Source organism: Segatella copri, from assembly GCF_019249795.2.
Lineage (GTDB): Bacteria > Bacteroidota > Bacteroidia > Bacteroidales > Bacteroidaceae > Prevotella > Prevotella copri_B.
The window spans coordinates 707,872-715,000 of the sequence record NZ_CP156891.1 but is presented as its reverse complement, the minus strand read 5'-3'; the positions used below and the strand labels follow the sequence as shown (position 1 = coordinate 715,000).

Genomic DNA, 7,129 nt, shown 5'->3' with positions numbered 1-7,129 from the left:
ATGTTCTCTTATGCTGCCGCTCTGGTAGTAGAGAGTTTCTACAAACATGTTGTTGGAAAAGGCAAGAAAGTTATCTATCATGGAAATGAATGGATGACAGGACTTGGTGTGCTCTATGTGAACAAGCATCTTCCTGAGGTGGCTACTGTGTTCACCACGCATGCTACAAGTATCGGTCGTAGTATTGCCGGTAATAATAAGCCTCTTTATGATTATCTTTTTGCCTATAATGGTGATCAGATGGCGCAGGAACTCAATATGCAAAGCAAGCATTCTATAGAAAAGCAGACTGCTAAGTATGTTGATTGTTTCACAACAGTGAGTGATATTACTGCCAACGAGTGCAAGGAATTGCTCGATAAACCGGTAGATTTCGTTTTGCCTAATGGATTTGACAATAGTTTTGTACCTAAAGCAAGTACCTTTACAAAGAAGCGTAAGGAGGCAAGAAAGCGTTTGCTCGATGTAGCCAATGCTTTGATGGGTACAGATTTGGATGATGATACGCTCATCGTTTCTACCAGCGGACGCTACGAGTTCCGCAACAAGGGTATCGATGTTTATATTGAGGCTATGAACCGCTTGCTTCGTGACAACAATTTGAAGAAGAATGTATTGGCATTCATTGACGTACCTGGTTGGGTAGGAGATCCACGTCAGGATCTGTTGGAGCGTCTGAATAGCGGTAAGAAGTTTGATACGCCATTGGAGGTTCCGGAGATTACCCATTGGTTGCATAATATGAGTCATGATAATGTATTGGGTATGCTGAAGTACTTCAACATGCATAATAATAAGGAAGACAAGGTGAAACTGATATTCTTACCTTGCTACTTGACAGGCGATGATGGCATTATCAACAAGAGCTATTATGATGTAGTGTTGGGTAATGACCTCTGTATCTATCCTTCTTATTATGAGCCATGGGGATATACTCCATTGGAGGCTGTTGCGTTCAAGGTGCCTTGTATCACCACCGATTTGGCTGGCTTCGGTCTTTGGGCTAACTCAGAGAAGGGAAGTTACAGTGAGATAGAGGATGGTGTGAAGGTTATCAAGCGTACCGACTATAATTATTCTGAGGTAGCTGATGCTATCAAGGATACCGTAGCTAAGTACTCGGGATTCACCAAGACACAGGTGAACAAGTGTCGTAAAAATGCTGAGATTCTTTCAGAAAAAGCATTGTGGAAACACTTTATCGAGTATTACTATGATGCTTATGACTTTGCCCTGCGCAAGGCTGAAGTTCGTATGAAGAAATAATAATCTCTCTCTCTTGATGGCGTAAGCCATAAAACAAATATTTGGATTCTGCAAGAATCGCTATGTTTGCAAGATAGAAAATATACATCTTAAAAATAAAACACAATGAAAATTAAGGCAGACTATGCTAATGCTCCTCAATGGAAGGAGACAACCATTAAATCAAGCCTTCCTAAGGAGTTAAAGTGCTTGGATGAGATTGCTCACAATATGTGGTGGGCATGGAATTATGAAGGTCGTGACTTGTTCAAGAGCCTCGATGCTGATTTGTACGAGAAGTGCAATGCTAACCCTGTATTGCTCTTGGAGCGTTTGAGCTACGACTGCAAGGAGGCTATTGTTAAGGACAAGGAGACAATGGCTAAGGTTAAGAACGTCTATAAGATGTTCCGCGAGTACATGGATGTGAAACCTAATGCTAAGCGCCCATCTGTAGCTTACTTCTGCATGGAGTATGGTATTAACCAGGTGGTTAAAATCTACTCTGGTGGTCTTGGTATGCTTGCTGGTGACTACTTGAAGGAGGCTTCTGACAGCAACGTGGATATGTGTGCTGTTGGTTTCCTCTACAGATATGGTTATTTCAAGCAGTCTTTGAGTATGGATGGTCAGCAGATTGCTAACTATGATGCTCAGAACTTCAACTCTCTCCCTATCGAGCGAGTATATGATGAGAATGGTAACCCATTGGTAGTTGATGTACCTTACACAAACTATCAGGTACATGCATACGTATGGCAGATGAATGTAGGTCGTATCAAGTTGTATCTCCTGGATACAGATAATGATATGAACTCAGAGTTCGACCGTCCTATCACTCACTCTCTCTACGGTGGTGACTGGGAGAACCGTTTGAAGCAGGAGATTCTGCTCGGTATCGGTGGTATGCTCGCATTGAAGAAGATGGGTATCAAGAAGGATATCTATCACTGCAACGAGGGTCATGCTGCTCTCTGCAACTTGCAGCGTCTCTGCGACTATATCGAGGAGGATGGCTTGAACTTCAACCAGGCTCTCGAGTTGGTTCGCGCTTCTTCTCTCTATACTGTTCACACTCCTGTGCCAGCTGGTCATGACTACTTCGACGAGGCTCTCTTCGGCAAGTACATGGGTGGCTATCCACAGCGTCTTGGTATCTCTTGGGATGAGTTCATCGGTATGGGTCGTGAAAATGCAGATGATCACAACGAGCGTTTCTGCCTCTCTACATTCGCATGCAACACTTGCCAGGAGGTTAACGGTGTAAGTAAGCTTCACGGTTGGGTAAGCCAGCAAATGTTCGCTAATATCTGGAAGGGTTACTTCCCAGAGGAAAACCACGTAGGTTATGTAACCAATGGTGTTCACTTCCCAACTTGGACAGCAACAGAGTGGCGTAAGCTCTACGATACATATTTCGACAAGAACTTCATGAACGACCAGAGCAACGAGGAAATCTGGCATGCCATCTACAATGTTTCAGATGCAGAAATCTGGAATACCCGTATGGCATTGAAGAAGAAGCTCGTAGCTTATATCCGTGAGAAGTTCACCCAGACATGGTTGAAGAACCAGGGTGATCCTGCTCGTGTAGTATCTTTGCTCGAGCGTATCAACCCTAACGCTTTGATGATTGGTTTCTGCCGTCGTTTCGCTACATACAAGCGTGCTCACCTGCTCTTCACCGACTTGGAACGCTTGTCTAAGATCGTTAACGATCCTGAGCACCCAGTATTGTTCTTCTTCTCAGGTAAGGCTCACCCAGCTGATGGTGCAGGTCAGGGCTTGATCAAGAAGATTTTCGAAATCAGTCAGCGTCCTGAGTTCCTCGGCAAGATTATCTTCCTCGAGGACTACGACATGACTTTGGCTCGCTGTCTGGTTTCAGGTGTTGATATCTGGATGAATACTCCTACACGTCCATTGGAGGCTTCTGGTACATCTGGCGAGAAGGCTGAGATGAATGGTGTTGTCAATCTCTCTGTACTTGATGGTTGGTGGGTAGAAGGTTACCGCGAGGGTGCTGGTTGGGCTCTTCCTGAGAAGCGTACATATCAGAACCAGGGTTACCAGGATCAGCTTGATGCTGCTACTATCTACAACCTCTTGGAGAACGACATCATCCCTATGTATTACAACAAGAATAAGGAAGGCTTCAGTAAGGAGTGGATCCAGGTAGTAAAGAACTCTATTGCTACTATCGCTCCTCACTATACAATGAAGCGCCAGTTGGATGACTACTATGATAAGTTCTACAATAAGGAGGCTGCCCGCTTCAAGAAGTTGAGCGCTAACGACAATGCACTTGCTAAGGAGATTGCACTCTGGAAAGAGAGCGTTGCAGAGCGTTGGGATGGTATCCACGTTGTATCTAAGGACGACTGCATGCTGATGGCTGCTGAGACTGGTCAGAAGATCAAGGTTCAGTATGTTATCGATGAGCAGGGCTTGAACGATGCAGTAGGTTTGGAGCTTGTTGTATTGAAGGAGCAGCCAGAGGATGGCAAGCAGATTTATGCTGTTTATCCATTCAAGATGGTTGGTCACGAGGGTAACAACTTTACATTCGAGGCTGAGATTGAGCCAATCAATGCTGGTTCATTCAAGACAGGCGTACGTATGTATCCTAAGAATGATAAGTTGCCACACCGTCAGGACTTCTGCTACGTGAAGTGGTTGAACTAATATAATAGCGACATTGTCACATTATAAATATATGAATCCTGTATCTCTTTTTGGGATACAGGATTTTTTTTGTTTGAAATCGAACAATGAACAGTGTTATTGTAGTTGTGGAAAGTAAATTGTGGAAAGTGAATTGTGAATTGTGAAAAGTGAATGTAGATTAGAAACATGGGAAGAATGGAATCATAAAAAAGGAGTCTTCCTTTTTAAAAAGAAAGACTCCTTGTAAACTTGTATGATGATATTTCCTTATACCAGATACTGGGAAGAGATACTCTCGTTATCCTCAACACGGCGAATGGTTTCTGCAAACATATCTGCAATAGAAATCTGCTTAACCTTTGCGCAACGCTTGGTGTAAGGGATGGAATCAGTGAATACTATCTCCTCAAGAGCTGAATCCTGAACACGCTCAGATGCAGGACCACTCATCACGCAGTGAGATGCACATGCACGAACAGTCTTTGCACCAGCCTGCTTCATGATGTCGGCAGCCTTCGTGATAGTACCGGCTGTATCGACCATATCATCAATGATGACAACATTCTTGTCTTTTACATCACCGATAATCTGCATGCTTGCTACTACATTGGCGCGAGCACGAGTCTTGTTGCAGAGCACGAGAGGGCAGCCGAAGTACTTAGCATAAGTGTTGGCACGCTTAGAACCACCAACGTCTGGAGAAGCAATGACCATATCCTTGAGGCGTAAGCTCTGCAGGTATGGCAAAATAACGCCAGATGCATAGAGGTGATCTACAGGAACATCAAAGAAGCCCTGAATCTGGTCGGCATGGAGATCCATGGTGATGAGACGGTCGATACCGGCAACGCTGAGCAAGTCGGCTACCAGTTTAGCGCCGATGCTGACACGTGGTTTGTCCTTGCGATCCTGACGGGCCCATCCGAAGTAAGGAACAACAGCAATAATATTGCGGGCAGAAGCACGCTTTGCTGCGTCAATCATCAGGAGCAACTCCATCAAGTTGTCTGAATTAGGGAATGTGCTCTGTACGAGGAAAACATCGCGTCCGCGGATAGACTCCTCGAAAGATACGCCAAATTCACCATCAGAGAACTTGGTTACAACCAAATTACCCAGTGGGCAACCTAAACTAGCGCAGATTTTTTCTGCAAGGTATCTCGAGTTAGTACCAGAGAATACCAAAAAAGAGTTTTTGTCACTCATTTCTATTAGTGTTTATGTGTATTAATAGTTATTTTTATCTATTTTCATGTAGGGGGATGAATATTTTTTCGGGAACCTCAGTATTAGCTGATAGCCTTTCTCAATTTCTCGAAGTGAAGAATCAGCTCTTTGAAATCGCGCTCGTTGTGAATGTCGAAACGGTTCCAGAGATCTCCACAGATTACTACTCCTCCAAATCCGAGTTCCTTGGCAATCTTGAGATTTTCCAGACTCATGCCTCCCAAGGCGTATACCTTCTTGTCTATGAGTCCTGCCTTGGCTGCATTCTCAAGCTGCAGCAGATTGAAGGAAGACTTTTCATCTTTAAACTCAATACAGTCGAAGATGTTTTTCAGAAACACATAGTTTGATTTCTTCTTCATCTCTTTCAGCATCGAGAGATCTGTGCAGGTGCGACTGAACTTGCCTTTGTATCCATCCGGTACCGGTGCTAGCGGATCGTCTATATGGATTCCTGCTAAATCATACTCCTGTTTGAGGTAATAATGATCATGAACAGTAATCTTGCGAAGATAGTCTTCAGGCAGTAACGTGAGCAGTCGCTCAGCATACATTGGTGACGAACCTGGCTTGAAAAGATGCAGGTTGTCCATGCCCTCGTCGAACAGCGAGGATAGTATTTTATCTTCTTCCACAAAGAATGTGGACTTGGTCATTATCGCTAATTTCATCGTCAAAATGATTTTTATGATGCAAAAGTATTAAAAAAAACGCAAACTAGCAATTATATTCGGGATAAAAAGCTATCTTTGCACCATAAAATTAATATTTATCAAGTTATGCAAGTAAATTTAGCGAATTTTAATGAGATTCATCGACCAATTTACGTTTTAGAGGAAGAACGTTTGCGACACAATCTGTCGCTCATCAAGAGTGTGGCTGAGCGTGCCGATATGGAAATTATTCTAGCTTTTAAGGCTTATGCTCTTTGGAAGACATTTCCGATTTTCAGAGAGTATATTTCTTCGACCACGGCCAGCTCTCTTAGCGAGGCAAAGCTGGCGTATCATGAATTTGGCAGTAAGGCGCATACTTTTTCGCCGGCTTATACCGATTATGAGATTGATGAGATAGCTCAATGCTCAAGTCATCTTACTTTCAACTCGCTTACGCAATATGAGCGATATCATGAACGGGCTCGTAGGGCAAATTCTGACATCAGACTGGGATTGAGAGTAAATCCGGAATATTCTGAAGTCGGAACATTGCTGTATAATCCGTGTGCACCTGGAACCCGATTCGGTGTATCGGCAGATAAATTGCCTCAAACTTTGCCTTCAGATATAGAAGGATTCCATTGTCATTGTCACTGCGAGAGTGGGGCGGATGTCTTTGAACGTACGTTAGCTCATATCGAAGAGAAATTCTCTCCTTGGTTTCCGCAGCTGAAATGGATCAATTTCGGTGGAGGTCATCTGATGACCAGGAAGGATTATGATGTGGAACACCTTATTAATATAATAAAGGGATTTCATCAGCGTTATCCTCATCTTAAAATTATCATGGAACCTGGTAGTGCCTTTGGGTGGCAGACCGGGCCGCTTGTAACTCAAGTAGTAGATGTGGTTGAGGATAAAGGTATCAGGACAGCTATCATAAATGCCAGTTTTACCTGTCATATGCCCGACTGTCTGGAGATGCCGTATATGCCAGCTGTCAGAAATGCAGAAACCCTGGAGGTTGATGATCCGACGAAGGCTCCTGAGGGTGCACATATATATAGAATAGGTGGCAACAGTTGTCTGAGTGGAGATTTTATGGGTTTCTGGAAATTTGACCATGAATTGCAAATAGGCGAGAATGTTATTTTCGAAGATATGCTGCATTACACTACGGTAAAGACAAATACCTTTAATGGAATCACTCATCCATCAATAGGAATCGTACATTTAGATGGAAAATTGGAAACTCTAAGAGATTTCAGCTACGAAGATTATCGCAGTAGGATGGATTAGTATAATTTTCATTTTTCCCGATTTTTCTGCCGGAT

At 43.4% G+C, this 7,129-nt stretch carries 5 protein-coding genes (1 of these 5 cut by a window edge); 3 read left to right on the top strand and 2 right to left on the bottom strand.

Going from position 1 to position 7,129, the window contains the following annotated elements; translation table 11 throughout:
* Together KUA48_RS03415 and glgP are read left to right on the top strand one after the other, a co-directional pair.
* On the top strand, positions 1 to 1,266 hold the 3' portion of the coding sequence (locus KUA48_RS03415) for a glycogen/starch synthase (RefSeq protein ID WP_153072936.1). 396 nt of this gene lie to the left of the window's left edge; only the last 1,266 of its 1,662 coding nucleotides appear in the window; its start codon lies off the left edge, out of view; it ends in the stop codon at positions 1,264 to 1,266.
* Between the two features lie 105 nt (positions 1,267 to 1,371).
* Positions 1,372 to 3,930, top strand: coding sequence for an alpha-glucan family phosphorylase (gene glgP / locus KUA48_RS03410; protein ID WP_218433551.1), 2,559 nt, complete (start codon positions 1,372 to 1,374; stop codon positions 3,928 to 3,930).
* A 249-nt stretch (positions 3,931 to 4,179) separates the two neighbouring features.
* Here the strand turns inward: glgP and KUA48_RS03405 are convergent, their stop codons facing one another.
* Together KUA48_RS03405 and KUA48_RS03400 are read right to left on the bottom strand one after the other, a co-directional pair.
* Complete coding sequence (locus KUA48_RS03405; RefSeq protein WP_006849494.1) at positions 4,180 to 5,118, bottom strand: ribose-phosphate pyrophosphokinase; 939 nt, start codon at positions 5,116 to 5,118, stop codon at positions 4,180 to 4,182.
* Positions 5,119 to 5,201: 83 nt separating this feature from the next.
* Positions 5,202 to 5,810: a thiamine phosphate synthase gene (locus tag KUA48_RS03400; protein ID WP_118155042.1), complete on the bottom strand. Its 609-nt coding sequence runs from the start codon at positions 5,808 to 5,810 to the stop codon at positions 5,202 to 5,204.
* A 108-nt stretch (positions 5,811 to 5,918) separates the two neighbouring features.
* On the opposite strand from KUA48_RS03400, the gene nspC reads away from it, so the two are divergent.
* Positions 5,919 to 7,094: a carboxynorspermidine decarboxylase gene (nspC, locus tag KUA48_RS03395; RefSeq protein ID WP_117728720.1), complete on the top strand. Its 1,176-nt coding sequence runs from the start codon at positions 5,919 to 5,921 to the stop codon at positions 7,092 to 7,094.
* Positions 7,095 to 7,129 lie beyond the last annotated feature (35 nt).